Annotated in this window: 21 protein-coding genes; 14 read left to right on the top strand and 7 right to left on the bottom strand. The window is 64.1% G+C overall.

Annotated elements, in window-relative coordinates:
- Positions 1-26: 26 nt before the first annotated feature.
- The 3 genes from Q7U29_RS16710 (at position 27) to Q7U29_RS16700 (ending at position 3,226) form a co-directional block, all read left to right on the top strand.
- On the top strand, positions 27-1,109 hold the full coding sequence (locus Q7U29_RS16710; protein ID WP_304743328.1) for a zinc-binding dehydrogenase: 1,083 nt from the start codon (positions 27-29) through the stop codon (positions 1,107-1,109).
- A gap of 129 nt (positions 1,110-1,238) precedes the next feature.
- Positions 1,239-1,940, top strand: coding sequence for a class I SAM-dependent methyltransferase (locus Q7U29_RS16705; protein ID WP_304743326.1), 702 nt, complete (start codon positions 1,239-1,241; stop codon positions 1,938-1,940).
- A 113-nt stretch (positions 1,941-2,053) separates the two neighbouring features.
- On the top strand, positions 2,054-3,226 hold the full coding sequence (locus Q7U29_RS16700; protein ID WP_304743324.1) for a fumarylacetoacetate hydrolase family protein: 1,173 nt from the start codon (positions 2,054-2,056) through the stop codon (positions 3,224-3,226).
- Between the two features lie 120 nt (positions 3,227-3,346).
- Here the strand turns inward: Q7U29_RS16700 and Q7U29_RS16695 are convergent, their stop codons facing one another.
- Positions 3,347-3,583 (bottom strand): hypothetical protein, encoded by a 237-nt coding sequence (locus tag Q7U29_RS16695; protein WP_304743322.1) that lies wholly within the window; start codon positions 3,581-3,583, stop codon positions 3,347-3,349.
- A 307-nt stretch (positions 3,584-3,890) separates the two neighbouring features.
- Entirely contained in the window at positions 3,891-4,352 is a 462-nt protein-coding gene (locus Q7U29_RS16690; protein WP_304743320.1) for an Lrp/AsnC family transcriptional regulator, read from the bottom strand.
- A 138-nt stretch (positions 4,353-4,490) separates the two neighbouring features.
- On the opposite strand from Q7U29_RS16690, the gene Q7U29_RS16685 reads away from it, so the two are divergent.
- Both Q7U29_RS16685 and Q7U29_RS16680 read left to right on the top strand, forming a co-directional pair.
- Positions 4,491-6,860 (top strand): transketolase, encoded by a 2,370-nt coding sequence (locus tag Q7U29_RS16685; protein WP_304743318.1) that lies wholly within the window; start codon positions 4,491-4,493, stop codon positions 6,858-6,860.
- A 279-nt stretch (positions 6,861-7,139) separates the two neighbouring features.
- Entirely contained in the window at positions 7,140-8,570 is a 1,431-nt protein-coding gene (locus Q7U29_RS16680; protein WP_304743316.1) for an aldehyde dehydrogenase family protein, read from the top strand.
- Positions 8,571-8,788: 218 nt separating this feature from the next.
- Here Q7U29_RS16680 and Q7U29_RS16675 read toward each other — a convergent pair whose 3' ends face one another.
- Positions 8,789-9,754 (bottom strand): SMP-30/gluconolactonase/LRE family protein, encoded by a 966-nt coding sequence (locus tag Q7U29_RS16675; protein ID WP_304743314.1) that lies wholly within the window; start codon positions 9,752-9,754, stop codon positions 8,789-8,791.
- Between the two features lie 243 nt (positions 9,755-9,997).
- On the opposite strand from Q7U29_RS16675, the gene Q7U29_RS16670 reads away from it, so the two are divergent.
- Positions 9,998-10,816, top strand: coding sequence for an NAD(P)-dependent oxidoreductase (locus tag Q7U29_RS16670; protein WP_304743312.1), 819 nt, complete (start codon positions 9,998-10,000; stop codon positions 10,814-10,816).
- Positions 10,817-10,822: 6 nt separating this feature from the next.
- On the opposite strand, the gene Q7U29_RS16665 is transcribed toward Q7U29_RS16670, so the two are convergent.
- The gene (locus tag Q7U29_RS16665; protein WP_370691769.1) at positions 10,823-11,488 is read right to left on the bottom strand and encodes a GntR family transcriptional regulator; all 666 of its coding nucleotides are present in this window, start codon (positions 11,486-11,488) and stop codon (positions 10,823-10,825) included.
- A 200-nt stretch (positions 11,489-11,688) separates the two neighbouring features.
- On the opposite strand from Q7U29_RS16665, the gene Q7U29_RS16660 reads away from it, so the two are divergent.
- A complete protein-coding gene (locus Q7U29_RS16660) occupies positions 11,689-13,395 on the top strand; it encodes an IlvD/Edd family dehydratase (RefSeq protein WP_304743308.1) in 1,707 nt (568 codons plus the stop codon).
- A gap of 148 nt (positions 13,396-13,543) precedes the next feature.
- Here Q7U29_RS16660 and Q7U29_RS16655 read toward each other — a convergent pair whose 3' ends face one another.
- Positions 13,544-14,350 carry an enoyl-CoA hydratase/isomerase family protein gene (locus Q7U29_RS16655; RefSeq protein WP_304743306.1) on the bottom strand — a complete coding sequence of 269 codons (807 nt, stop codon included), beginning with the start codon at positions 14,348-14,350 and terminating at the stop codon, positions 13,544-13,546.
- Positions 14,351-14,599: 249 nt separating this feature from the next.
- Here Q7U29_RS16655 and Q7U29_RS16650 point away from each other — a divergent pair, with 249 nt between their 5' ends.
- The 4 genes from Q7U29_RS16650 to Q7U29_RS16635 all read left to right on the top strand — a co-directional run bounded on the left by Q7U29_RS16650 (position 14,600) and on the right by Q7U29_RS16635 (position 18,936).
- Entirely contained in the window at positions 14,600-15,820 is a 1,221-nt protein-coding gene (locus Q7U29_RS16650) for an NAD(P)/FAD-dependent oxidoreductase (RefSeq protein ID WP_304743304.1), read from the top strand.
- A 102-nt stretch (positions 15,821-15,922) separates the two neighbouring features.
- A complete protein-coding gene (locus tag Q7U29_RS16645; protein WP_304743302.1) occupies positions 15,923-16,909 on the top strand; it encodes a sialic acid TRAP transporter substrate-binding protein SiaP in 987 nt (328 codons plus the stop codon).
- Between the two features lie 158 nt (positions 16,910-17,067).
- Positions 17,068-17,640 (top strand): TRAP transporter small permease, encoded by a 573-nt coding sequence (locus tag Q7U29_RS16640; RefSeq protein ID WP_304743300.1) that lies wholly within the window; start codon positions 17,068-17,070, stop codon positions 17,638-17,640.
- Between the two features lie 15 nt (positions 17,641-17,655).
- Entirely contained in the window at positions 17,656-18,936 is a 1,281-nt protein-coding gene (locus tag Q7U29_RS16635) for a TRAP transporter large permease (protein WP_304743299.1), read from the top strand.
- Between the two features lie 91 nt (positions 18,937-19,027).
- Here Q7U29_RS16635 and Q7U29_RS16630 read toward each other — a convergent pair whose 3' ends face one another.
- Positions 19,028-19,975 carry a ribokinase gene (locus tag Q7U29_RS16630; RefSeq protein WP_304743297.1) on the bottom strand — a complete coding sequence of 316 codons (948 nt, stop codon included), beginning with the start codon at positions 19,973-19,975 and terminating at the stop codon, positions 19,028-19,030.
- Positions 19,976-20,019: 44 nt separating this feature from the next.
- Positions 20,020-20,913: a sugar kinase gene (locus Q7U29_RS16625; protein WP_304743295.1), complete on the bottom strand. Its 894-nt coding sequence runs from the start codon at positions 20,911-20,913 to the stop codon at positions 20,020-20,022.
- Positions 20,914-21,137: 224 nt separating this feature from the next.
- Between Q7U29_RS16625 and Q7U29_RS16620 the strand changes: the two genes are divergently transcribed.
- The 3 genes from Q7U29_RS16620 (at position 21,138) to Q7U29_RS16610 (ending at position 24,083) form a co-directional block, all read left to right on the top strand.
- The gene (locus Q7U29_RS16620; protein WP_304743293.1) at positions 21,138-22,397 is read left to right on the top strand and encodes a Glu/Leu/Phe/Val dehydrogenase; all 1,260 of its coding nucleotides are present in this window, start codon (positions 21,138-21,140) and stop codon (positions 22,395-22,397) included.
- Positions 22,394-23,236: a VOC family protein gene (locus Q7U29_RS16615; protein WP_304743291.1), complete on the top strand. Its 843-nt coding sequence runs from the start codon at positions 22,394-22,396 to the stop codon at positions 23,234-23,236. Before Q7U29_RS16620 ends, Q7U29_RS16615 begins: the two co-directional genes overlap by 4 nt.
- 139 nt (positions 23,237-23,375) lie before the next feature.
- Entirely contained in the window at positions 23,376-24,083 is a 708-nt protein-coding gene (locus Q7U29_RS16610) for a TetR/AcrR family transcriptional regulator (RefSeq protein ID WP_304743289.1), read from the top strand.
- Positions 24,084-24,591: the final 508 nt, after the last annotated feature.

Genomic DNA, 24,591 nt, shown 5'->3' with positions numbered 1-24,591 from the left:
ATAACAAGAACGCGAAGGAAACGCCGATGCGCGCAGCCATCTTCAGGAACGGCGAGATCGTGGTCGATGCGCTGCCCGAGCCGAAGCCGGCTTCGGGGCAGGTGCTGGTCAGGACGCTGGCCTGCGGCATCTGCGGTTCCGACCTGCACGCGCGCAAGCATGCGCATCGCATGGTCGAGCTGGCGAAGCATTTCCCCGGGCGCAAGCCGATGGACCTTTCGCGCGACATCGTGTTCGGCCATGAATTCTGCTGCGAGATCCTCGATTACGGGCCGGGTACGGAGCGCAGGCTGAAAGCCGGCACCCGCGTCTGCTCGCTGCCGGCGCTGCTGACGGCGGAAGGCCCGCAGGGCATCGGCTATTCCAACGACAATCCCGGCGGCTATGCCGAGCGCATGCTGCTCAGCGAGGCGCTGCTGCTGGAGGTGCCGAATGGCCTCGCGGCGGAGCACGCCGCCTTGACCGAGCCGCTCGCGGTCGGCGTTCACGCCGTCGCCAAGGCCAATGTGAGGGGCGACGAGGTGCCGCTGGTGATCGGCTGCGGCCCGGTCGGGCTGGCGGTGATCGCGGCGCTGAAGCTGAAGGAGTTGCACCCGATCGTCGCCGCGGATTATTCGCCGGCGCGCCGCGCGCTGGCGGAGAAGATGGGCGCCGACATCGTGGTCGATCCCGCGCGCACGCAGCCTTATGCGACCTGGGCCGAGCATGCCGCGATGTCGCCGGAACAGAAGGCGGCGCGACCGCCATTGCAGGCCCTGTTGCCGGCGCTGAAGCCCGCGCTGATCTTCGAATGCGTCGGCATTCCCGGCCTGATCCAGCAGGTGTTCGAGGGCGCGCCGCGCGACGCCCGCATCGTCGTGGTCGGCGTCTGCATGGAATCCGACCGCTCCGAACCGATGCTCGGCATCATGAAGGAACTGAACGTTCAATATGTGCTGGGCTACACGCCCGACGAATTCGCCCATTCGCTGCGCCTGATCGCGGAGGGGCAAGTCGACGCCGCCGCGCTGGTCACCGCGACTGTCGGGATCGACGGGGTTGCCCAGGCGTTCGCCGATCTCGCCAATCCGGGGCGCCACACCAAGATCATCGTCGAGCCGTGGCGGTAGGCCGCAGCTTCCTCATGGTGAGGAGCGCGTCTTCGCGCGTCTCGAACCATGAGAGCCCGTATCTCTCACCCTTCGAGACGCGTCCAAGTGGACGCTCCCCAGGGTGAGGGCAGTGCGCTATGATGCGCCATGACCCCTGATGATTCCGATCGTCCGCCCGTGCTCGCGCATCAGCGCTTTGTCGATGACCGGGAATCTTTCGCGGGTCTCGATCTGGCGCAGCGCTTCCGGCGCATTCACGACACCAATCTGTGGGGTGCTGTGGCCTCAACATCCGGGCTCGGTTCGGAACTGGACGCCACCGCGGTGCTGCGCGCGGAATTATCAGGGCTTTTTCAAAGGCTCGGCGTGACCTCGCTGCTCGATGCGCCCTGCGGCGATGCCGGCTGGATCAACCAGGCCGATCTCGGCGTGCGCTATGTCGGGGTCGACATCGTGCCTGAACTGATCGCGCGGCTGCGGGACCGCGCCGCGTCAGGCGAAGTCACCGGCGAGTATCATCTCGCCGATATCACGTCGGAACCTCTGCCGCGGTGCGACGCCATCCTGTGCCGGGACTGCCTGGTGCATCTGTCGTTTGCCAATATCGGGCGCGCGGTGGCAAATTTTCAGGCGTCCGGCGCGATGTGGCTGATCGCGACCACGTTCCCGGAATGGCAGGGCAACGCCGACTGCGAGGACGGCGACTGGCGCGCGCTGAATTTTGAGCGCGCGCCGTTCAATTGGGGGCCGCCCGTTGAATTGCTCAACGAGAATTGCCAGGAGGCCGGCGGCGGCTGGCGCGACAAGAGCCTTGGCGTGTGGCGGCTGGCGGAGATTCCATACGGCTAGTTGGCGCACCAGAGGAGGCGGCCGCCGTGGCGTCGCGCAAGCATTCGCCAACTGTCTATTTTGAGGCCGTGGCGATAGAGTGATAAAAATTGAGTGGCAAGGGGAGACGGAACATGATCGCGCTGACCTCAAAGGACGTCCTGCCGGAAGACGGCGCCAGCGGCACGTTGGTGGGGCGGGTCTGGGTGCCTGACCTGGCAGGCCCGGCCGTGGTCGCGGTTCGCCATGACGGCGTGTTCGACGTCAGCGCGCGGTTCTCCACCGTGAGCGCACTGTGCGAGGAAGCCAACCCGGCGGCCGCGCTGCGTGGAACCGCGGGGATGCGGATCGGCGATCTCGACAGCATCGTTGCCAACACGCCGCCCGATCGCCGCGACCGGACAAAACCCTGGCTGCTGGCGCCGCTCGACCTGCAGGTGCTGAAAGCGGCGGGTGTCACCTTCGCGATCTCGATGCTCGAGCGCGTGATCGAGGAGCGGGCGCGCGGCAACCCGGCCTCGGCGGAAGCGATCCGCAAGGAAGTGGTGCGGCTGGTCGGCGACGATCTCACAAAGCTCAAGCCGGGGTCGCCGGAAGCGATGAAGCTGAAGGCGGTGCTGATCGATCAAAACGCCTGGAGCCAGTATCTGGAGGTCGGCATCGGACCCGACGCGGAAGTCTTCACCAAGGCGCCGACGCTGTCCTCGGTCGGAACAGGCATGGACGCCGGCCTGCATCCGAAATCGACCTGGAACAATCCGGAGCCGGAGGTGGTGCTGGCGGTGTCGAGCCGCGGCGCGATTGTCGGCGCGATGCTCGGCAACGATGTCAATCTGCGGGACTTCGAGGGACGCTCGGCGCTGCTGTTGTCGAAGGCCAAGGACAACAACGCCTCCTGCGCCGTCGGCCCGCTGCTGCGGCTGTTCGACACCGGCTTTTCGCTGGACGATGTGCGCAAGATGGACGTCGGATTGACGGTGAAGGGGCAGGACGGTTTCGTGCTCGATGGTCATTCGTCGATCAGCAAGATCAGCCGCGACCCCACCGACCTGGTCGCCCAGACCATCGGGCCGGTGCATCAATATCCCGATGGTTTTGCGCTGTTCCTCGGCACCATGTTCGCGCCGGTGAAAGACCGCGATGCGCCGGGCGAGGGGTTTACGCACAAGCGCGACGATATCGTCACGATATCCGCGCCCCAACTCGGCAAACTGGTCAACCGCATGCGCACCAGCGATGAGTGCGAACCCTGGACCTTCGGCATCGGCGAATTGATGCGAAACCTGGCGAAGCGGAAGATTCTGTAAGGCTGCTTCGCAGGGTGGGCACAGCGTAAGCGTGCCCACCATCTCGCATCGTGCAGGTGATGGTGGGCACGGCGCAAGGGCGCCCTTGCCCACCCTACGGTCCGCGCTGGCAAGCACCCGTCAAGGCATCACGAGCGTAATGACACCGTCTTCGACGGTGCCCGTCTTGATGCCGTCGCGCGCCATCGACTCGATGATGGGCCATTTCTCCCGAAACAGCGCCGACGCCTCATGTATGTCAGGCGCGTCTACCTTGACGCAACAGGCGCGCCGTTCGCCATCGGTCGCGATCTGAAAGAAGAAAGTGTATCCATCCGGCTGCCCATCGCCGTTTATCGAAAGTCGTGCTTGCCGCATTCAGTGTCCCCTGATTTGCGTCGAAACGGGCAGTTGCATTTTCGAATTGGTTTTTCGTGCGGCGCGATTGTGACGCTGGAAATTCACGCGCGGAGTGTTGCAAACATCCAACAGTTGGAACGGGGACTCATCTCACTCCGGTTCCTCCACGTCGTCCCGGACAAGCGAGCGCAAGCGAGTGCTGATCCGGGACCCATACGCCGGGGCGGAAGTTGCATGGCATGATGGTCGACGGCTTCCTTCAACAACAGATGACCGGGATTATGGGTCCCGGCGTTCGCCGGGACGACGGATGATGGAGCGTGGCTCAAACCGGCAGTGCGATGGAATATTTAACCTGGCTTAGCGCAAAACTCGACTCGATCGAGGCGATGCCGTCGAGGCGGGTCAACTTGTTTTTCAGGAACGCTTCGTAGGATGACAGGTCGGCGGCGACCACGCGCAGCAGATAGTCGCGATTGCCGGTCATCAGATAGCATTCCAGCACCTCGTCCCATTTCGAGATCGCCTTGGCAAAGCGGTTGAGGTCTTCCTCCTTCTGCCGCGCCAGTTTGATCGAGATGAAGACGCTGACGTGGAGCCCCAGGGATTTCTGGTCGACGGTGGCGATATAGCGCGTGATGACGCCGCGCTGTTCCAGCAGCTTGACACGGCGATGGCATGGCGACACCGACAGGCCGACCTTGTTGGCCAGTTCCTGCATGGTGGTGCGGCCGTCGGATTGCAGTTGGGTGAGGATCTTGCGGTCGATGGCATCGAGGGCGTGCATTGGGATAGACTCGGTTCACTGGGCTCTGGATTGGGATTTTATCCCAATATTGGCAGGTATGTCGCGGAAATTTGAGATTTTTGAGGGCGGCCAAAGCGTTAATCTTTCCGGATATTTCGCCCTGCCGGGAGTATTGCCATGCCGATCGATCCCGCACGCCTCGAAACCCTGTCCGCGCTGGCCCGCAAGGTGCTGTGGCTGTCGTCGTGGACCATCCACCACGCCAACCACATCAGGCCCAATGCCGACGGGCTCAAGGTCGGCGGCCACCAGGCCTCGTCGGCCTCGCTCGCCACCATCATGTCGGCGCTGTATTTCTCGGTGCTGAAGCCGGAGGACCGCGTTGCGGTGAAGCCGCATGCCAGTCCCGTGTTCCATGCCATCCAGTATCTGTTCGGGCACCAGACCCGCGAGAAGCTGGAAAACTTTCGCGGCTTCAGGGGCGCGCAATCCTATCCGTCGCGCACCAAGGACACCGACGACGTCGATTTCTCCACCGGCTCGGTCGGCCTCGGCGTGGCGCAGACGCTGTTCTCTTCGCTGGTGCAGGATTACGTCAAGGCACATGGCTGGATGAAGGACCGCCCGGAGGGGCGGATGATCGCGCTGGTCGGCGACGCCGAGATGGACGAGGGCAATATCTTCGAGGCGCTGCTGGAAGGCTGGAAGCACGGCCTGCGCAACACCTGGTGGGTGGTCGATTACAACAGGCAGAGCCTCGACGCGGTGGTGCGCGAGGGGCTGTGGGAAAAGTTCGAATCCATGTTCCGCAATTTCGGGTGGGACGTGGTGATCGTGAAATACGGGCGTCTGATGCAGGCGGCGTTCGCCGAGCCCGGCGGCGCGGCGCTGAGAGGCTGGATCGATGCCTGCCCGAACGCGATGTATGCGGCGCTGTGTTTCCAGGGCGGCGCGGCATTTCGAAAACATCTCGACGACGAGATCGGCGACCAGGGCGCGGTGTCGCAGCTGATCGGGCGGCGCAGCGACGACGAGTTGCTGGCGCTGATGTCCAATCTCGGCGGCCATGACATGGCCAGCATGATCGAGGCGTTCGAGTCTGTTGATCACGACCGCCCGGTCTGCTTCATCGCCTACACCATCAAGGGTATCGGCCTGCCGTTCCAGGGCCACAAGGACAACCATGCCGGGCTGATGACGGTGACCCAGATGGAAAAGTGGCGCGTCGCGCAGAACATCCGCGCCGGCCATGAGTGGGAGAAATTCGAGGGTCTCGCGCAGGATCCGGCGGTGCTGGAAGCCTTTCTGGCCGATGCGCCGTTCAACCGCGACGGCCGCCGCCGGCTGACCGCACCCGTCATCGACGTCCCCGAGCGACTGTCCTTCAAGCCATCGCCGCAGATGTCCACGCAGCAGGGATTTGGGCTGGTGCTCAACGAACTCGCACGCGGCGACAGCGCGCTGGCGGCGCGCATCGTCACCGCGTCGCCCGACGTCACGGTCTCGACCAATCTCGGCGCCTGGGTCAACCGCCGCGGGCTGTTCGCGCGCGCCGAGAAGGCCGACCTGTTCCGCAGCGAGAAGATCCCGTCGACCTTCAACTGGGACTTTTCGCCCAAGGGACAGCACATCGAGCTCGGCATCGCCGAGATGAACCTGTTCATCCTGATGTCCGCGCTGGGGCTGTCGCATGCCATCAACGGCGAGCGGCTGCTGCCGGTTGCCACTTTGTACGATCCCTTCATCCAGCGCGGCCTCGATGCCCTGAATTATGCCTGCTACCAGGACGCCCGCTTCATGGTGGCGGCGACGCCATCGGGCATGACGTTGTCGCCGGAAGGCGGCGCGCACCAGTCGATCGCAACGCCGCTGATCGGCATGGCGCAGGATGGCCTCGCCTCGTTCGAGCCGGCCTTCGTCGATGAACTCTCCGTGATGATGGGCTGGGGATTCCAGCACATGCAGCGCGAGGAAACGGGCGAGGGCGGTTCGGTCTATTTGCGGCTGTCGACCCGCACCATCGACCAGCCGCAACGGATCATGACGCCGGAGCTGCAACGCAGCATCACCGATGGCGCCTATTGGTTGCGAAAACCCGGCGAGAACTGCGAGGCGGTGGTCGCCTACACCGGCGCGGTGGCGCCGGAGGCGATCGAGGCGATCGGCCTGATCGGCGAGAGCCGCCGCGACGTCGGCCTGCTCGCGGTGACCTCGGCCGACCGGCTGCATGCGGGCTGGACCTCGGCGCGAAAATTGCGCCGCGACCGCCGTGGGGTGCAACACCTCAGCCACGTCGAAAAACTGCTGGCGCCGCTGCCGCGCGATTGCGGCATCGTCACCGTGATCGATGGCCACCCGGCCACGCTGGGCTGGCTCGGCAGCGTCCGCGGCCACCGCGTCGAGGCGCTCGGCGTCGAGCATTTCGGCCAGACCGGCTCGATTCCCGACCTCTACCGCCACCACGGCATGGACGCCAACGCCATCATCGATGCCGCCGAAAGCCTCACGGCGGGCGCCCCGGTGCGGCACCGCAAAATGGCGGTATAGCCTGTCGTCCCTGCGAAAGCAGGGACCCATACTCCGCGGCGGTAATGGTTTAGAAGGCGTCTATCGTTTGCGCAAAAACGTGAGGACACGGCGTATGGGCCCCGGCGTTCGCCGGGGCGACGGAGCGTCTTGCTTCCATCACGAACCTCACCCTATATTCCGCGCCTGCCGCATCGCGGCGTCCCGCATATGGCGGTTCAATTCCCCCGGCTTTCGTGCAAGGATGCCTGCCGAACGCTCCGTTCCTCCTCCATTTACTTCGAAATAAAGAGGTTTCCGATGGTCAACCGCATGCAATTCTACATCGATGGCGCCTGGGTCGATCCCGCCGTCAAGAAGTCCACCCCGGTCGTCAATCCGGCGACCGAAGAGGCGATGTATGAGGTTGCGCTGGGATCCAAGGCCGACGTCGACAAGGCGGTTGCCGCCGCCAGGCGCGCCTTCGAGACCTATTCGCAGACCAGTCGCGAGGAGCGCGTCGCGCTGCTGACCAAGGTCATGGAGGTCTACAAGACCCGCATGAAGGACATCGGCGCCGCCGTGTCCGACGAGATGGGCGCGCCGCTGCCGATGGCGGAAAGGCTGCAGGCCGGCGCCGGCCTCGGCCATATTGCCTCCACCCTGGAAGTGCTGAAGAACTATCATTTCGAGGAACCGGTCGGCTCCGCCATGGTGGTGCGCGAGCCCGTCGGCGTCATCGGCATGATCACGCCGTGGAACTGGCCGCTCAACCAGATCGCCTGCAAGGTGGCGCCCGCGCTCGCCGCCGGCTGCACCATGATCCTGAAGCCGTCGGAATTCACCCCGACCTCGGCGCTGATCTTCGCGGAAATCCTCCATGAAGCCGGCGTGCCGAAGGGCGTGTTCAACCTGATCAACGGCCTCGGGCCCGAGGTCGGCGCCGCCATGAGCGAGCATCCCGACATCGACATGATCTCGTTCACCGGCTCGACCCGCGCCGGTGTCGATGTCGCCAAGCGTGCCGCCCCCACGGTCAAGCGCGTCAGCCAGGAACTCGGCGGCAAGTCGCCGAACGTCATCCTGGAAGGCGCCGACCTCGCCAAGGCCGTCACCGGCGGCGTCATGCACATGTTCAACAATTCCGGACAGTCCTGCAACGCGCCGTCCCGCATGATCGTGCCGCTGTCGAAGATGAAGGAAGTCGCCGCGATCGCGAAGAGCGTGGCCGACAAGACCAAGGCGGGCGATCCCCGCGCCGAAGGCACCACCATCGGCCCGGTCGTATCCCGCATCCAGTGGGACAAGATCCAGACCCTGATCCAGAAGGGCATCGACGAAGGTGCCACTCTGGTCGCCGGCGGCCCCGGCCTGCCGGAAGGCGTCAACAAGGGCTTCTACGTGCGCCCGACCATCTTCGCCGACGTCACCAACGACATGACGATCGCGCGGGAGGAAATCTTCGGACCCGTGCTCACCATCCTCGGCGCCAAGGACGAGGAAGACGCCGTCAAGATCGCCAACGACACGCCGTATGGCCTGGCCGGTTATGTCTTCGCCGATACCGTCGAGCATGCCCGCAAGGTCGGTCGCCGGATCCGCGCCGGCAACGTCAACCTGCAGGGCCAGCCCAACGACCGCACCGCGCCGTTCGGCGGCTACAAGCAGTCCGGCAACGGCCGCGAGTGGGGCAAGTACGGCCTGGAGGAATATCTCGAGGTGAAGGCGGTCGCGGGTTACAACGCCGCGTAAGTTCTGCACGAGAGAGAATGCAGCGCCGGGGCGGATCATCCGCCCCGGCGTTTTTGCGTTTGGGTGTGACGCGTCAACAAACTCGATGTCGTCCCTGCGAACGCAGGGACCCATAACCCCGGTCGTCTGTAGTTGCGCAAGGTCTCTGACAAATTGCCCGAACGAGGTGCCACGGCGTATGGGTCCCTGCGTTCGCAGGGACGACAGCTGGGGTGTTGCTATCCCCCCGGCGCGCCCTGCGTGTTGACATACAGCGCGTAGATCGACTGGCTCGCGGCCATGAACAGCCGGTTGCGCTGCAGTCCGCCGAAACACAGATTGGCGCAGCGTTCGGGCAGCGCGATGCGGCCGATCATGACGCCGTCGGGCGCGAACACCACGACGCCGTCGAGTTCGGGATCGCCCATGCCCCAGCCGCACCACAGATTGCCGTCGATGTCGGCGCGCATGCCGTCGGGGGTACCGGGGCCGGCGTCGACGAAGGTGCGCTTGTTGGAAAGTTTTTCGCCGCTGGCTGAAACGTCATAGGCCAGAATCCTGCGGGTCGGCACGCCGCGGGATTCGATGATGTAGAGAATTTTTTCGTCCGGCGAGAAGCACAGCCCGTTCGGCCCCAGAATGCCCTCGGCGACGATGCTGGCTTTGCCGGTGGCGCCATCGATCCGGTAGACGTTCATGTCGATCTCGGACTCGGCCTTGTAGCCCTCGTAATTGCCGAGGATGCCGAACACGGGATCGGTGAACCAGATCGAGCCGTCGGATTTTACGATGACGTCGTTCGGCGAATTGAGCCGCTTGCCGTCGAAGGAATCCATCAGCACGGTGATGGCGCCGTCATGCTCGGTTCGGATGACGCGACGGCCGCCATGCTCGCAGGTGACCAGACGGCCTTGGCGGTCGCGGGTGTTGCCGTTGGCGAAACCGGACGGCTTGCGGAACACGCTGACCGCGCCGGTTTCCTCCTCCCACTTGATGATGCGCTGGTTGGGAATGTCGCTGCACAGCAGATAGCGCCCGTCGCCGAACCACACCGGGCCTTCGGCCCAGCGCAGCCCCGTGGTCAGCCGTTCCACCGCCGAGAGTTTCCACCAGTATTTTTCGAAGCGCGGATCGAGCGCGTGAATGGCGGGATCGGGATAACAGGTCGCCGGCTGCCAGCCGGCGCGGGGTAAAGCCTCGGACATTTGCTGTTCTCGTTGCTGTTGCGTTTCCTCGCGGGTCCGTCTTGCTATCATCCGTGCGGTTTGGCAGCAAGCAACCGATGCTTCACCCGTCATTGCGAGCGCAGCGAAGCAATCCATCGCGCCACGGGCAGGAAAGCTGGATTGCTTCGTCGCAAGTGCTCCTCGCAATGACGTTGAGAGAGTCTTGTTGCATCGCATTCAGCGCGCCATACTCGTCTCAAATCATAAGAACGAGGAAATGAAATGCCACGCATATTGATGACCGGCGCCGCGGGCGGCATCGGCACGAGCCTCCGCAAGCTGCTGCCGCCGGTCTATCCGGACCTGCTGCTGAGCGATTTGAAGGCGCCGGACGATCTCGGCGCGAACGAAAAATTCAAGACCGCCGATCTGGCGGATCTCGCGCAGGTCGAGGCGATCTGCGAGGGCGTCGACGGCATCCTGCACTTTGGCGGCCATTCGGTGGAAGGCACCTGGGACCAGATCCACCAGTCCAACATCATCGGCTGCTACAATCTGTTCGAGGCCGCGCGCAAAAAGGGCGTCAAGCGCGTGGTGTTCGCGTCGTCGAACCACGCGGTCGGCTTCTATCCGCGCCATCACCGCATCGGCACCGATGTGACGCCGCGGCCGGACAGCCGCTACGGCGTCAGCAAGGTGTTCGGCGAAGCGGTCGGCGCGCTCTATGCCGACAAGCACGGGCTCGGCGTCACCTGCCTGCGCATCGGCAATTTCGGCGAAGTGCCGCTGGATCACCGCCGGCTCTCGATCTGGCTGAAGCCGGAAGACCTGGTGCAGCTCTGCCGGATCGGGCTCGATCATCCCGACATCCATTTCGAAATTCTGTACGGCGCGTCCTACAACGAGCGTAGCTGGTGGGACAATCACCGCGCCTACGACCTCGGCTATCGCCCGACTGGCCGCGGCGAGGATCATCGCGAGCACGCGATGGCCGAGCAGGCCAGACTCAAGCCCGATCCCGTCGGCGACTTCTACCAGGGCGGGGCGTTTTGCGGCATGGAGTTCGATGGCGACATGAGCAGGATTGTCGACTGGAAGTGACGGTCGTTAGTTTGCGCCCTTCTCCCCCGCGATCCGTTCGAGATAATCCGACTTGCTGAACTGCATGTGGTCGACGCTGAGCTGCGCCAGCGCCCAGTTGTCACGGCCACGCAGCAGTTCGATCATGAATTCGTGCTGGCGGCGCGACAGGGCCAGGCCCTCTGCATCGGCGAGATTTTTCGCCCGCATCGGCAGGGTCAGGTTCATGTAATCCTGCAGCGAGCGCACCAGATAGGGATTGCCGCAGGCGGAGAACAGCGCGACGTGAAAGGCGTCGTTGGCTTCATGGATGCCGCGGAGGTCCTGCGCGTCGGCTTTGACGCAATATTGCCGCTGCAGCTCGGTGAGCTGCTCGATCAGGCTTGCGGGCGCGGGCAGGGCGATCATCAGCGCCGTCTGCCGCGTCAGCATTTCCCGCACCTCGTAGATCTGCCGGACCTCCTCGCTGGAATAGCAGCGCACGGTGGCGCCGATGTTCTTTTCGCGCAGCACGATGCCCTGGCGCTCCAGCTGGAACAGGCCTTGCCGGACGAAATGCCGGCTGGCGCCGTAACGCGCCATCAAGGTGTCCTCGACCAGCCGCGAGCCCGGCGCGAAGCGGCCGAAGATGATGTCTTCCTCGAGCCGGCGGATCACGTCGGCCTGTTCTTCCTCGCGCGAGAGCGCGGACATTTCCGGTGACGCCGCCTGTGCTTTCATGGGCACTCGCTTCGGATCAATCGCTCAAGTCAGCACGGCGCGGCGTTCATTGTCAATAATGGCGGCTTGCGGTTGGCATTTTCGACCGGCCGACCATGATGATTATCAAACATTGACAATAATTCTGCGGACTTCATAAGTGGGGGGAAACAGGGCGACAAGGAATAGTCACGATGGCGGACGGGCTGCGCAAGGGTTTGACCAGTTACGGCGACGCCGGCTTTTCGCTGTTCCTGCGCAAGGCCTTCATCAAGGCGATGGGCTATTCCGACGACGCGCTGAACCGCCCCATCGTCGGCATCACCAACACCCACAGCGATTACAATCCCTGCCACGGCAACGTGCCTGACATCATCGAGGCGGTGAAGCGCGGCGTGATGCTGGCGGGCGCGATGCCGATGGTGTTTCCGACCATCTCGATCGCCGAGAGTTTTGCGCATCCGACCTCGATGTATCTGCGCAATCTGATGGCGATGGATACCGAGGAGATGATCCGCGCCCAGCCGATGGATTCCGTGGTCGTGATCGGCGGCTGCGACAAGACCTTGCCGGCGCAGATCATGGCCGCGGTCAGCGCCGATCTTCCGACCGTCGTCATTCCGGTCGGGCCTATGGTGGTCGGGCATCACAAGGGCGAGGTGCTGGGCGCCTGCACCGATTGCCGGCGGCAGTGGGGGAAATACCGCGCCGGCGAAATCGACGATGTCGAGATCGAGGCGGTCAACGGCCGGCTCGCGCCGTCTGTCGGCACCTGCATGGTGATGGGCACGGCCTCGACGATGGCCTGCATCACCGAAGCTCTGGGCCTGTCACTGCCGATGAGCGCGACGATCCCGGCGCCGCATGCCGAGCGCTTTCGCTCCGCCGAAGCCAGCGGCAAGGTCGCGGCCGAGATGGCGAAGGCCAAGGGGCCGAAGCCCAGCGAGTTCCTGACCAAGGCGTCGTTCCGCAACGCGCAAGTGGTGCTGCAGGCCATCGGTGGGTCGACCAACGGTCTCATTCATCTCACCGCGATCGCCAACCGCACCGAGCACCGTATCGATCTCGAAGATTTCGACGAGCTCGGCCGCGAGGTGCCGGTGCTGATCGACCTGAAGCCGTCGGGCGATCATTACATGGAGCATTTCCATCATGCCGGCGGCCTGCCGAAACTGATGGCGCAGCTTGGCGACCTCATCGACCTCGATGCCAAAACCATCACCGGCGCGACCTTGCGCGATGTCGTCGCCGCCGCCGAGGAAGTGCCGGGACAGGATGTGATCCGGGCCCGACAGAGCCCGATCAAACCGGAGGGCGCGATGGCGGTGCTGCACGGCAATCTCGCGCCGCGCGGTGCCGTGATCAAGCATTCGGCGGCGAGCCCGAAATTGCTGCAGCACACCGGCCGCGCCGTGGTGTTCGAATCCGTCGAGGACATGACGCTGCGGGTCGACGATCCCGATCTCGACGTCAACGCCGACGACGTGCTGGTGCTGCGCAATGCCGGCCCCAAGGGCGCGCCGGGCATGCCGGAAGCGGGCTATCTGCCGATTCCGAAAAAGCTGGCGCGCGGCGGCGTCAAGGACATGGTGCGGATCTCGGACGCGCGGATGAGCGGCACCGCGTTCGGCACCATCGTGCTGCACATCACGCCGGAATCCGTGGTCGGCGGCCCGCTGGCGCTGGTGCGGAACGGCGACATGATCCGTCTCGACGTCGCCAAACGCAGCATCGATCTCTTGGTCGATGCCGCCGAGCTCGCCAAGCGGCAGGCCGCGCTGGCGCCCGCCACCGCGCCGGAATGGGCCAGGCGCGGCTACGCGCACCTGTTCAACGAGACCATCCTGCAGGCCGACGAAGGCTGCGATTTCGATTTCATGCGCGGCCAGGGGAAGGATTAGTAGTGTCAACGTCGTCCCTGCGAACGCAGGGACCCATACCGCGTTGACCTCTCGGTGGGAGCGATATGGTTGATGCCTTCTGAAATAATTGACGCCTGTGGTTATGGGTCCCTGCGTTCGCAGGGACGACGAGGGGAGAGAGCGTCCGCTACTTCCCCTTGCTCGTGAATTTCTTCACCGCCACGCGAAAATCATCCGTGTGCATGGCGTCGATGATCTTGGTTTCCTCGGCATCGAGCTGCTGTTTGGTCGGGGTGACCGCGGCCTGGTAGACCAGCGACTTGGTGCCCGCGATGGCGGCCGGCGGATTCTGCGCCAGCCGTTCGGCGAATTTTCGCGATTCCGCTTTCAGCTCGGCCGCCGGCACGACTTTGGCGACCAGACCCCAATCATACGCCTGCTGTGCGGAGAAGCTGTCTTCGCTGAGAAATATCTGCAACGCGCGCCGGACGCCGACGGTGCCGACCATCCCGACGGTGCTGCCGCCATCCGGCGAGACGCCGATCTTGGCATAGGCCGGCGTGAAGCGGGCGGTATCGGCTGATATGCAGAGGTCGGCGACGAAGGCGAGGCCCATGCCGGCGCCGGCCGCCGAGCCGTGAACGCTCGACAGCACGATTTTCGGCATCCGCCTGACGGTCTCGATGAAGGCGTGATAATGTTTGAGCAGTTCGCCGACCACGGGCGCGATGGTGTCCGCTTCGGCGGCGGCCCCAATGGTCTGCAGATCGCCGCCGGCACTGAAGGCGCGGCCTTCGCCCTCGATCACCAGCACCCGGATGTCGTCATTGGCCTCGACCTCGGCGCCGAGCTGTTCGAGCTTTTTGGCGATCGAAAGGTCGATCGAGTTGAAGGCGCCGGGCCGGTTGAGCGTGATGGTGGCGATCGGACCGTCGATCCTGAGCAGCGCCGGATCGTCGGGCAGGGAGGCAGTCGCCGGATCGGGTGTCGGCATTGCGGGGGACCTCGGGGGTTTAAGGGCGCGGGCATTTAAATCGCAGAAGGGGACAGGTGACAATCCCGCCGAAGTCTGCGAGGCTTGTTCCAGCCCTCATGCACGAGCCATGAGGTCGAGCGATGCCTCCGTCCTGCACGACGCGGCCACGAGCGCCGCAGCCCGGGATCAGGTGGGCAAGCACCAAATCGGCTGATATTAAGGAGATGACATGGGTAATCCCTGTGCCCTTCCAGTTGGGCTGTCCCGATGACGCAGGGAACGGTCGTCATTGTCGGAGCCGGCCACGCCGGTTTTCAGGTCGCGGCGTCGTTGCGCCAGCACGGCTTTGCCGGGCGCGTCTGCCTGCTCAACGATGAAGCCCATCTGCCGTACCAGCGACCGCCGCTGTCGAAGGCCTATTTGAAGGGTGAGGGACGGCCGGACAGCCTGATGTTCCGGCCGGACAAGTTTTATCGCGATCAGACCATTGAATTGATCGCCGATCGCGCCGTCTCGATCGATCGCGGCGCGCGAAAGTTGCAACTCGCATCGGGCGCCTCGCTCGATTACTGGCACCTGGTGCTGGCGACCGGCGCACGCAATCGCCTGCTCGACATTCCCAATGCCGGTCTCGAGGACGTGCGTTATCTGCGGACGCTCGATGAAAGCGAGACGTTGCGCCAGCGGATCGCGTCGGGGAAGGGCGTCGTCGTGATCGGCGCCGGCTTCATCGGGCTGGAATTCGCCGCTACCGCGCGGGCCAAGGGCCTCGAGGTGGATGTGATTGAACTCGGCGCCCGCGTCATGGCGCGCGCGGTGACCGCGGAAATCTCGGAATATTTTCAAGCCAGGCACACCGCGGCCGGTATCCGCATCCATCTCGGTGTGCAGGCCACCGCCATCGAGGGCGACGGCGGCCGCGTCACCGGGGCCAGCCTCAGCGACGGCCGTCATATACCGGCAGACCTGGTCGTGGTCGGCGTCGGTGTCCTGCCCAATGTCGAGCTGGCGGGTGAGGCCGGCCTGAAGGTGGCGTCAGGCATCATCGTCGATGAACAATTGCTGACGTCGGATCCCGATATCTCGGCGATCGGCGACTGCGCGCTGTTCGCAAGCCCGCGCTTCGGCGGCTCGCTGCGGCTGGAGTCGGTGCAGAACGCCACCGATCAGGCGCGCTGCGTGGCGGCTCGGCTGACCGGCGATGCCAGGACCTATGACGGTCTGCCATGGTTCTGGAGCGACCAGGGCGATGACAAGCTGCAGATTGCCGGCCTGACCACCGGCTACGATCGCGTGGTGGTGCGCGGCGACCCGGCGCAGCGATCGTTCTCGGCCTTCTGCTATAAATCCGGGCAGCTTGTCGGCGTCGAGTCCGTCAACCGCGCGTCGGATCACGTGTTCGGACGCAAGATCCTGGCGCTGGGCCGTTCGATCGAGCCGGAACAGGCGGCGGATTTGAGTTTCGATCTGAAGGCGGCCCTTACTTAAGTTGGCTTTGCCGCCACTTGCATCCGAACTTCATATCGGCGACGTTGTCGACTGAGGGCCCGTCAACGAGGTCCCGGTAATGATTTTGAAGGGGAGCGAATCATGTCCGTTTGGACGCGCCGTGCAGTCTTGTCGACGGCATTCATCATCGCAGCAGCCATTGCAGGACCGGCTTCGGCCCAGACCAAGCTGAAATGGGCGCATGTCTACGAGGTCGCCGAACCCTATCATACCCAGGCGCTGTGGGCCGCCGAGGAAATCAAGAAGCGCACCTCCGGTCGCTATGAAATCTCGGTGTTTCCGGCGTCCCAGCTCGGCAACGAGAACCAGATCAACGAGGGTCTCGGCCTCGGCACCGTGGACATGATCTACACCGGCACGTCGTTCGCCGGCTCGATCCACAAGCCGCTGGCGATTTCCGGCGCGCCGTTCATGGTGCGCGATTTCAATCACTGGAAGTCCTACCGCGACAGCAAGCTGTTCCGCGACATCGCCAAGGGCTACGAAGACAAGACCAGGCACAAGATCGTGGCGCTGACCTATTACGGCGAGCGCATGGTCACCGCCAACAAGGAAATCAAGAAGCCCGAGGACATGAAGGGCATGAAGCTGCGCGTGCCGCCGGCGCCGCTCTATCTGATGCTGGCGAAATCGGTCGGCGCCAACGCCACGCCGATCGCGTTCGCCGAGGTGTACCTCGCGCTGCAGCAGGGCACCGTCGACGGCCAGGAGAACCCGCTGCCCACCATCATGGCCAAGAAGTTCTACGAGGTGCAGAGCCACGTCATGCTGACCGGGCACATCATCGAATCGCTGCTGACCATCACCGGCACCCATGTCTGGTCGAAACTGTCGGATGCCGACAAGAAGGTGTTCGAGGAAGTGCTGGTGCAGGCGGCGGCCAAGTCTTCGGATCAGATTCGTGAGTCCGAGCAGAAGATCGCGGACGAACTGCGCAAGCTCGGCAAGACCGTGGTCACGGTCGATCGCGAAGCGTTCCGGAAGGCGGCGATCCCGCTGCACAACGATGCCTCGGCCGGCGCCGGCTGGAGCCGGGCGGAATACGACGCCCTGCAGGCGCTGAAGTAATAGCTCTCAGCTCGTCGTCCCGGCGAACGCCGGGACCCATACGCCGTGTCGTTTCGGTAGCGCAAGGTCGCAGAGACCTTTTGTCCACCCGGGCGCCGCGGCGTATGGGTCCCCGCTTTCGCGGGGACGACACCGAGAAATATGCGAGACTCTCCGCCATGAACACCAACCCCAAATCCACCAACGCCACGCCGCTCGACGACGTCCATTTGATCGTCGTCGAGGACGAAGAGGTCGTGATCGAGCACCATCCGGAGGACTGGATCGCATTCGTGCTGTTCTGGGCGCTCGCCTTCATCGTCTTCCTGCAGTTCTTCACCCGCTATATCCTCAACGACAGCCTGGCCTGGACCGAGGAGATCGCGCGCTACGGCCTGATGTCGCTGGCGTTCATCGGCGGCGCGGTGGTGACGCGCAAGAAGGCGCATATCGCGGTCGAGCTGGTGTCGAATCTGATGGGTCCTGGCCCCGTTCGGGCTGCGCTGCTGGCGCTGGTCGATTTCATCACCCTCGGATTCATGGGCCTGCTGGCGTATTTTTCGGTGACGATCGTCGAACGCATGCATTCGCAGCCGATGACCGTGTTCGACATGCCGATGAGTCTGGTCTACGGCCTCGTCGGCCTCGGCTGCTTCATGATGCTGGCGCGCCAGCTCCAGGTTGTCTGGAGAAACGCCCGCGACGGCTGGCGGCGGGCGCCCGACGTCGCCGATCAAATTCACGCCGATTGAAAGCCGGGTTGACCGATGCCGATCCTGATTTTCGTCTTCTTTGCGACCCTGCTGGCCGGAATTCCCGTGTTCATCGCGCTGGCGTTCTCGTCGCTGCTCTACACCCACTTCATCGCGGGGATTCCCGATTTCGTGATCCTGCACCGGATGGCGGGGGGGCTCGACAGTTTTCCGCTGCTGGCGGTGCCGTTCTTCATTCTCGCCGGCAATTTGATGAACTCCGCGGGGATCACCAACCGCATCTATGACTTCGCGGTGGCGACCTGCGGCTGGATGAAGGGCGGGCTCGCCCACGTCAACATCTTCGGATCGGTGATCTTCGCCGGCATGTCCGGCACCGCGATTGCCGACGCCGCCGGCCTCGGCACCATCGAGATCAAGGCGATGAGGGACCACGGCTACAGCACTGAATTCGCGGTCGGCGTCACCGCGGCCTCCGCCACGCTCGGTCCGATCATTCCGCCGTCGCTGCCGTTCGTGATTTACGGCATGATGGGCAACGTCTCGATCGGCGCGCTGTTTCTCGGCGGCTTCATCCCCGGCGTCGTCATGACGCTGTTCATGATGCTCTATGTCAGCTATTGCGCGCGGCGTTACGGCATGGGCCGCGATCAGTCGTTTCGCTGGGACGTTCTGTTCAAGACCTTCATCGCGGCTCTGCCGGCGCTGATGACGCCGATTATCATCGTCGGCGGCATGACCTTCGGCTGGTTTACGCCGACTGAAGCCGCGATCGCGGCCTGCACCTGGGCGCTGATGCTCGGCATCTTCCTGTACCGTTCGCTGTCGCTGAAGCAGTTCTACAAGGTTACGATGGACACCATCGAGACCACGTCCGGTGTGCTGCTGATCGTTGCCGCGGCCTCCCTGTTCGGCTGGGTGCTGACGACGACGCGCCTGACGGAAGCCGGCGCCGAGGCGCTGCTGCAGCTGACCGACAACAAATACATCATCCTGCTCCTGATCAACGTGCTGCTGCTGATCGTCGGCTGCTTCCTGGAACCGATCGCCTCGATCAGCATTCTGGTGCCGGTGCTGATGCCGATCATCCTCAAGGTGGGTATCCACCCGGTTCATTTCGGTGTGGTGATGACGCTCAATCTGATGATCGGACTGTTGCATCCGCCACTCGGCATGGTGCTGTTCGTCTTGTCGAGAATTGCAAAACTGTCGATCGAGCGCACCACCATGGCGATTCTACCCTGGCTGATACCGCTCATGATGTCGCTGATCGCGATCACGATGATCCCCGAACTGACGCTGTGGCTGCCGCGCACCATGGGAATGTTGAAATAGCTGTCGTCCCTGCGAACGCAGGGACCCATACGCTGAGGCCTTGCGGTAAGGCAATATGGTAGAGACTTTTTGTAGTAATTGAAGCCGGTGGTTATGGGTCCCCGCGTTCGCGGGGACGACTCGCGGAGATAGCGATTTCCATTTCAACCTCTGCTGCCGTCGGCATCGACGGCGCGGCGCCCATCCGCTGCACGCAGATCGAGGCCGCTGCGTTGGCGTAAGCCAGCGCGTCGCCTATTGAGTTGCCGCCAGCGAGCTGCGCGGCGACCGCGCCGACAAAGCAATCGCCGGCGCCGGTGGTATCGACAGCCTTCACCGTTCGGCCCGCAACGATCGTTGGTTCGCCGTTGACGAGCGCCAGCACGCCGCGCTTGCCCAGGGTCACGCAAATGACGCTGTCCTTGCCGATCGGCAGCGAACGCGCGGACGTGATGTAGCGCGCGGGATCGTCGGTGTCGCGAAGCTCGGTCTTTGTCAGGAAGCCGAGTTCGGTTTCATTGAGGACCAGGATATCGACGAGTTCGAACAGCTCGGCGTCGAATTCGACGGCGGGTGCCGGATTGAGGATGGTGGTGGCGCCGGCGGCACGGGCGCGTTTGAAGAAGGCGCCGATCGTGGGCAGCGGAATCTCGAACTGGCTGACCGCGATGTCGCCCCTGGCGAGGACAGGCGAGGCGACATCGGCGGCGCTCACCAGCGCATTGGCGCCGGGAATGACGACGATGGTGTTGTCGGCATTGGCTGCCGTGATGACCGCCGTTCCGGTATGGGCGCCGGCGGTTGCCTGCACGAAACCCAGGTCGACTCCCTGTGTGGCGAGAAACGCCATCAACTGATCGCCGAACGCATCCGTGCCGAGCCGGCCGATCAGCGTCGTCGGGGCGCCGAGCTTTGCGGCGGCAACCGCCTGGTTGGCGCCTTTGCCGCCGGGAAAGTAGAGCAGCGCGGTGCCGGAGACGGTCTCGCCGATGCGGGGATGCCGGTCGGTCGTCGCCACCACATCCATGTTGATGCTGCCGGCGACGAATACGGAACCCATGCCTTGTCCCCAGGAAGTCCGACGAGAGGTGATGCGAGAGGTGATCAGACCCGGACACCAAACTCCTGCCTGACGGCTTCGATGTCGGGCAGCGTCGGCAATCCGGCTTCGTTGCCGAGCCGCTGGATCTTGTAGGTCGAGGCCGCTCGCGCGAACTCGAAATGGTCGTGCCAGCTTTTGCCGGGATTGGCGAGATAGGAATAGACATAGGCGCCATGGAACACGTCGCCGGCGCCGTTGGTGTCGAGCACGCGCTCGCGCGGGATCGGCAGCGCGGGGAGGGTGTGAACCGCGCGGGTCTCGTCATACCAGAGCAGACCTCTTTCACCGAGGGTGACGCCGCCGACCCGGCAGCCGCGGCTCTTGAGATAATCCAGCATCTTCTCAGGCGTCATATCCATCTGCTCGCACAGCCGCTCGGCGACGATGGCGACGTCGATGAATTCCAGCAGCTCGTGGGTGTTGGTGCGCAGGCCGCCGCCGTCGAGCGAGGTCAGGATCCCGGCCTCGCGGCACAGTCTGGCGTAGTGGATCGCGGCGTCCGGCTGGTGGCCGTCTACATGCAGCGCGCGGCAGCCGCGGAGGTTCAACAGCGGGAAGGGATGGATATGCTCGTCGTCGCGGCAGCGCACGATCGCGCGCTTGCCGTCCTTCGGCATGATGAAGGACAGCGACGAGGAATTGACCTTGCGCGGATGGATCGAGATGCCGTACTTCGCGCTCATGTCCTGGAACATGCGTCCCAGCCAGTCATTGGCGACCGTGGCGATCAGGTCGGGAATGATGCCGAGCTTGGCGCAGCAGAATGCGGCGGTGACCGCGTTGCCGCCGAACGAGACCGCGTAGGCGGAAGCGACATGCTTCTCGTCGCCGGTCGGCATATGGTCGGTGATGAAGGTAACGTCGATATAGGTCTGTCCGATGAAGAGCGCCTGCATAAATCTGTCCGTGGTGGCTGAGGGGTGGTCCCGGCCGGCAGCGATACATTAGCACCGTATATGGCGGATTATTCGCTGAAATTATTCGCAAGCGTGCCACCTTAATCGCTTGAGATAACCGCAGGGCGGGACTACGACCGTGCTGAAGTGTCGTCGGCGTGCAGCCGGGCTAACGGCCTGTGCCGCTCCGGGTTCCTGCCAGCAGGACAAAAGGGGAGGGAACGATGACCGTCTATTCCGGTCCGGTGTTCGAGATGGCGGTCAACCAGTTCGGGGTGATCGCCAATCATCTGTCGATCCCGATGGACGAGCGCGACCGTCTGCTGCTGCCGAAGCGGGCGGTGATCATCTCCTGTCCGATCCATCGCGACGACGGCTCGATCACGGTGTTCGAAGGCTACCGGGTGCAGCATCACCTCACGCTCGGCCCGACCAAGGGCGGCACAAGGTTTGCCCCGTCCGTCGATATCGGCGAGGTGGCGGCGCTGGCGATCTGGATGAGCTGGAAATGCGCGCTGGTGGGGCTGCCCTATGGCGGCGCCAAGGGCGGCGTCCGCGTCGACCTGTCCACCATTTCGAAGCGCGAACTGGAGTCGCTGTCGCGGCGCTACATGCAGGAAATGATCCCGTTCGTCGGGCCGCATACCGACGTGATGGCTCCGGACATGGGCACCAACGAGCAGGTGATGGCCTGGTTCATGGACACCTATTCGATGTATCAGGGCCGCACCGTGACCGAGATCGTCACCGGCAAGCCGGTGGCCTCCGGCGGCACGCTGGGACGCCGCGAAGCCACCGGGCGCGGCGTTGCGCATCTCGCCAAGCGCGTGCTGAATGAATTATCGATCAGCCTGAATGGCGCCACCGCCGTGATCCAGGGCTTCGGCAATGTGGGCTCCCACGCGGCGCTGGAGTTGCGGCAATTCGGCCTCAAGGTGATCGCGGTCAGCGATCACTCCGGCGCGCTGCACGATCCCGCCGGCCTCGATATCCCGGCGCTGATGCGGCACGCCGGCAAGCACGGCAGCATCGCCGGCTTTTCCAGCCAGCTGCAATTCGATCCCGCCGATATCCTGACGCTGCCCTGCGACGTGCTGGTGCCGGCGGCGATGGAACGCGTGATCGACGCCAAGGTTGCGGAAAACCTGAAATGCCGGGTGCTGGCGGAAGGCGCCAACGGCCCCACCACGCCGGACGCCGACCTGGTGCTACAAAAACGTCAGGGCGAAATCTTCCTGATTCCCGACGTCCTCTGCAACGCTGGCGGCGTCATTGTCAGCTATTTCGAATGGGTGCAGGACCTGCAGCAGCTGTTCTGGGAAGAAGAGGAAGTGATGCGGCGCGAATATCAGATCCTCGACCGCGCTTTCGATACGATGGTGGCGCGCTCCAGGGCCGACAACATCCCGCACCGGACCGCCGCCATGGCGATCGGCGTGGAAAAAGTCCGGGCCGCCAAGAACACCCGTGGACTTTTTCCATGATCAGCGGGCTCGACCACGTCGTCGTTCTGGTCAGCGACCTCGCTGCCGCCGCTGCTTCCTGCCAGACCCTGTTCGCGCGTAAGCCGGCGTGGCGCAGCAGCGGCGACGGCGCCGCGCGGGTGCTGTTCACGCTCGACAACATGACGCTGGAACTGATGGCGCCCGCCGGCGAGGGCGCCACCGCGGAGCGGATCCGCGCCGTCATTGCCAAGCAGGGCGAGGGGCTGGCAAGTCTGTGCTTCCGCACCATTGATATTGACAAGATGCATCGCCGGCTGGAGCGACTGTCGCTCAAGCCCGAGCCGGTCGCGGAGGCCGACAGCCAGGATACCGAGACCGGCGCCACGCTGTCGTGGAAGCGGACCCGGGCTGCGACCGATGCCACGCGCGGCGTGCGGTTGTTCTTCCTCGAACTGGCGAAGGAGCGCCCGCTCTCGGTGCGCACCGAGGTGGCCTCGATCTCCGCGATGGACCATGTCGTGGTCGCGACCGGCGATCCCGAACAGGCTGCAGCACTGTACGGCGCGCGGCTCGGCCTCGACATGCGGTTCGACCGTTCGCATCCGGACTGGGGCCGGCTGATGTTCTTTCGCTGCGGCGACCTCGTCGTCGAGATCGTGCACCGGCCCGGCAACGATCTCGATGCCACGCGCGACCGGCTGTGGGGCCTGAGCTGGCGCGTCGCCGATGCCGATGCAACACGGGCCCGGCTCGCCGCCGCCGGCGTCGATGTCTCCGAGGTGCGCACTGGCCGCAAGCCGGGCACGCGGGTACTCACCGTGCGCAGCGGCACCTGCGGCATCCCCACGCTGCTGGTGGAGCGAACGGCGGCGGGGTGAGCATTCCGTCATTGCGAGGAGCCGCAGGCGACGAAGCAATCCGGCTTCCTTCCCGTGGCAAGAAAGCCGGATTGCTTCGCTTCGCTCGCAATGACGGTTGTGCTACATCCGCACTCCACACTCTCACCGGGCACCCACCTTGGCCAAGGCAAAGCAAGCACTGAAATGGCAGCGCGATCCCGAGGGCATGCGGCTTCGCATCCTGGAGGCCGCCAAACAGGAATTTGCCGCCCATGGCCTGGCCGGCGCGCGGGTCGACCGGATCGCCGTCAAGGCCGGCGCCAACAAGCGCATGCTGTATTACCACGTCGGCAAGAAGGACGATCTCTACCTCGCGGTGCTGGAAGGCGCCTATGAGCAGATCCGGGCCGAGGAGCGCGGGCTCGATCTCGAGCACCTCGATCCGCCCGACGCGATCGAGCGACTGATCGGCTTCACCTGGAATTATTTCATCAGGAACCCGGAATTCCTCGCGCTGTTGAACACCGAGAACCTTGCCAAGGCGCGCCATCTGAAGCGATCGACAAAGGTCAAATCGATGCACTCGCCGTTCGTCGAGATGATCCGCACCGTGGTGAGGCGCGGCGTCGAAAGCGGGGATTTCGTCGTCGCGGTCGATCCGGTGCAGCTTTACATCTCGATCGCGGCGCTGTGCTTTTTCTATCTCTCGAACTCGGCGACGCTGAGCGTGATTTTTGGTCGCGACCTCATGGGCAAGCAAGCCCGGGACGAGCGGCTCGCCCACATGGTGGCGCTGGTGCTGGCGGCGCTGACGGGGAAATCGGCGGCCAGCTTTGGCAAGGGCAAGACGCCGAAGGCGCGTGCGGCGGTGCAACAACCAGCGTGATTTGCCGTCATCAGGCGAGCCGTTCCCACCGTCAATATTACGTCTTAACCAAACATTAATTATCTATTTGTGGGCGCGAGGGGGCCGGCCTAGCCTGCGCCAGGGCCTGCTCAGTAACCAACAACAGGTGCGTGCCATGGCGTATCGGATGTATGGGGCGTTAATCGCCCCCCTCAGCGTCGCAGTGCTGATGCTTGCAACAAGCGATTCATTCGCCCGCTCGGCGCAGGCCGGGCCCCGCGCAGGCGTTGCTTCGACGCATTCGGTTCACCGCCCGCCGGGCATAGGGCATCACCGGCGAGGCCATCCCGGAGCGTTCTGGCCTGGAGGCTATGCCTATGGGCCGTCGTCCTATGGCGAGCCGCCCATGGCGGCCGACGTCAATCAGACGATCAAGGGCGATTTCCGTTACACCTACACCCAGGACGTTCCCTGGGACTGGCCGCATCGCTTCCCGCCGATGGTAGCCCCCTCCGACCGTCCCTATGTGCAGAGTTGCGCCGCGGAG

Origin of the sequence: Bradyrhizobium sp. (assembly GCF_030654605.1) — a bacterium.
GTDB lineage: Bacteria > Pseudomonadota > Alphaproteobacteria > Rhizobiales > Xanthobacteraceae > Bradyrhizobium.
Note: the sequence above shows the minus strand (reverse complement) of the source record. Positions and strands in the feature narration are given on the sequence as shown.

Excerpts from the sequence above, each read along its gene's own strand:
- Q7U29_RS16685 (WP_304743318.1), top strand. The coding sequence starts at position 4,491 with ATGCCGATCGATCCCGCACGCCTCGAAACCCTGTCCGCGCTGGCCCGC.
- Q7U29_RS16665 (WP_370691769.1), bottom strand. The coding sequence starts at position 11,488 with ATGTCCGCGCTCTCGCGCGAGGAAGAACAGGCCGACGTGATCCGCCGG.
- Q7U29_RS16655 (WP_304743306.1), bottom strand. The coding sequence starts at position 14,350 with ATGCCGACACCCGATCCGGCGACTGCCTCCCTGCCCGACGATCCGGCG.
- Q7U29_RS16660 (WP_304743308.1), top strand. The coding sequence starts at position 11,689 with ATGGCGGACGGGCTGCGCAAGGGTTTGACCAGTTACGGCGACGCCGGC.
- Q7U29_RS16640 (WP_304743300.1), top strand. The coding sequence starts at position 17,068 with ATGAACACCAACCCCAAATCCACCAACGCCACGCCGCTCGACGACGTC.
- Q7U29_RS16675 (WP_304743314.1), bottom strand. The coding sequence starts at position 9,754 with ATGTCCGAGGCTTTACCCCGCGCCGGCTGGCAGCCGGCGACCTGTTAT.
- Q7U29_RS16700 (WP_304743324.1), top strand. The coding sequence starts at position 2,054 with ATGATCGCGCTGACCTCAAAGGACGTCCTGCCGGAAGACGGCGCCAGC.
- Q7U29_RS16670 (WP_304743312.1), top strand. The coding sequence starts at position 9,998 with ATGCCACGCATATTGATGACCGGCGCCGCGGGCGGCATCGGCACGAGC.
- Q7U29_RS16705 (WP_304743326.1), top strand. The coding sequence starts at position 1,239 with ATGACCCCTGATGATTCCGATCGTCCGCCCGTGCTCGCGCATCAGCGC.
- Q7U29_RS16710 (WP_304743328.1), top strand. The coding sequence starts at position 27 with ATGCGCGCAGCCATCTTCAGGAACGGCGAGATCGTGGTCGATGCGCTG.
- Q7U29_RS16695 (WP_304743322.1), bottom strand. The coding sequence starts at position 3,583 with ATGCGGCAAGCACGACTTTCGATAAACGGCGATGGGCAGCCGGATGGA.
- Q7U29_RS16650 (WP_304743304.1), top strand. The coding sequence starts at position 14,600 with ATGACGCAGGGAACGGTCGTCATTGTCGGAGCCGGCCACGCCGGTTTT.
- Q7U29_RS16620 (WP_304743293.1), top strand. The coding sequence starts at position 21,138 with ATGACCGTCTATTCCGGTCCGGTGTTCGAGATGGCGGTCAACCAGTTC.
- Q7U29_RS16680 (WP_304743316.1), top strand. The coding sequence starts at position 7,140 with ATGGTCAACCGCATGCAATTCTACATCGATGGCGCCTGGGTCGATCCC.
- Q7U29_RS16625 (WP_304743295.1), bottom strand. The coding sequence starts at position 20,913 with ATGCAGGCGCTCTTCATCGGACAGACCTATATCGACGTTACCTTCATC.
- Q7U29_RS16645 (WP_304743302.1), top strand. The coding sequence starts at position 15,923 with ATGTCCGTTTGGACGCGCCGTGCAGTCTTGTCGACGGCATTCATCATC.
- Q7U29_RS16615 (WP_304743291.1), top strand. The coding sequence starts at position 22,394 with ATGATCAGCGGGCTCGACCACGTCGTCGTTCTGGTCAGCGACCTCGCT.
- Q7U29_RS16635 (WP_304743299.1), top strand. The coding sequence starts at position 17,656 with ATGCCGATCCTGATTTTCGTCTTCTTTGCGACCCTGCTGGCCGGAATT.
- Q7U29_RS16630 (WP_304743297.1), bottom strand. The coding sequence starts at position 19,975 with ATGGGTTCCGTATTCGTCGCCGGCAGCATCAACATGGATGTGGTGGCG.
- Q7U29_RS16690 (WP_304743320.1), bottom strand. The coding sequence starts at position 4,352 with ATGCACGCCCTCGATGCCATCGACCGCAAGATCCTCACCCAACTGCAA.